Genomic DNA, 1,539 nt, shown 5'->3' with positions numbered 1-1,539 from the left:
TCCGCCGCGACCAGCGCGCCCGACACGGCGAACACCGCGATCCCGACATAGTCGAGCAGGACGAGCGCGTCGGGCGGGAGGATATGCGGCGGCGTCATGGCGCTCCCCTAACCGTTCGTCCTGAGCTTGTCGAAGGACTGTCCTACTCCGTTGCAGAAAAGGAGAGCAGTGCTTCGACAGGCTCAGCACGAACGGTTATGGTGCGGGGATGACCGACACAGCCGACACCACGACCGCCCTTCCCGGCCTCGACGACTGGCAGCATTGGGCGCTGGTGATGGCCCGGGCCAACGAGATGGTGATGGAGGCGTGGGCCGATAATCTGGGCAAGGCTGGTGCGATGCCGGGCCTCGGCCTTGCCCCCGCGGCCAACGCTGGCGACCCGATGCAGTGGATGAGCGCCGGCGCCGAGGCGTGGTCGAAGGGACTCGAGGCGTGGGGCAAGATGATCGGCCAGGCGACCGATGCAGCCGAAGCGCGCGACCGCCGCTTCGCTTCCCCCGAGTGGCAGGAAAATCCGATCTTCGACACCGTCCGCCAGAGTTATCTGGCGATCTCCGACCGATTGCTCGGGACGGTCGACGAGATCGACGGACTCGACGATGCCGCGCGCAGCCGCCTGCGCTTCGCCACCAAGGGCTTCGTCGACGCGATGAGTCCGGCCAATTTCATGGCCACCAACCCCGACGTGATGAAGCAGACGATCGCCAGCAAGGGCGAAAATCTGCTGGCGGGCCTCAAGAACATGCTCGGCGACATTTCGCGCGGGCAGGTGACCCAGAGTCCCGATGGCGCGTTCGAGCTGGGCCGCAATCTCGCGGTCACGCCGGGCAAGGTGATCCACGAGGCGCGGCTGTACCAGTTGATCCACTATGCGCCGACGACGGAGCAAGTGCTGGAGACGCCGCTGGTGGTGTTCCCGCCGTGGATCAACCGCTTCTACATCCTCGACCTGACGCCGGAAAAAAGCTTCGTCAAATGGACCGTCGACCAGGGCGTCAGCCTGTTCATGGTCAGCTGGAAATCGGCCGACGCCAGCATCGCCGACGTGACTATGGACGATTATGTGGCGGCGCAAATCGACGCCGTCGACGTGATCCGTGACCTGCTTGGCGTCGAGGGGGTCCACACCATCGGCTATTGCGTCGCGGGCACGACCCTGGCCGCCAGCCTCGCCTACCTCGCCGCGCGCAAGGAAGCGGGCAAGGTCGCCAGCGTGACCTTCTTCACCGCCCAAGTCGATTTCGAGGAGGCCGGCGACCTGTTGCTGTTCCTTGGGGACGACACGATGGCGACACTCGACAAGCTCACCGCCGAGACCGGCGTGCTCGACGGGCGGGTGATGGCGGCGACGTTCAATCTGCTGCGCGGCCGCGACCTCATCTGGAATTATGTCGTCAACAATTATCTGATGGGCAACGACCCGCCGCCGTTCGACCTGCTCCACTGGAACGGCGACGTGACCAATTTGCCGGGCGGCTGGCACCGCGATTATCTGCAGGGGCTGTACCGCGACAACAAGCTGGTCGAGCCGGGCGG

The 1,539-nt window shown here is 65.2% G+C and carries 1 protein-coding gene; it reads left to right on the top strand.

Going from position 1 to position 1,539, the window contains the following annotated elements; all coding sequences use genetic code 11:
• Positions 1-208: 208 nt before the first annotated feature.
• Positions 209-1,539, top strand: a 1,331-nt coding sequence (locus RMN84_RS02885) for a class I poly(R)-hydroxyalkanoic acid synthase (protein WP_309610702.1), incomplete at its 3' end; no start/stop codon positions are given.

The sequence above is a fragment of the Sphingomonas sp. genome (assembly GCF_031380695.1).
In the GTDB taxonomy this organism is placed as follows: Bacteria; Pseudomonadota; Alphaproteobacteria; order Sphingomonadales; family Sphingomonadaceae; genus Sphingomicrobium.
Note: the sequence above shows the minus strand (reverse complement) of the source record. Positions and strands in the feature narration are given on the sequence as shown.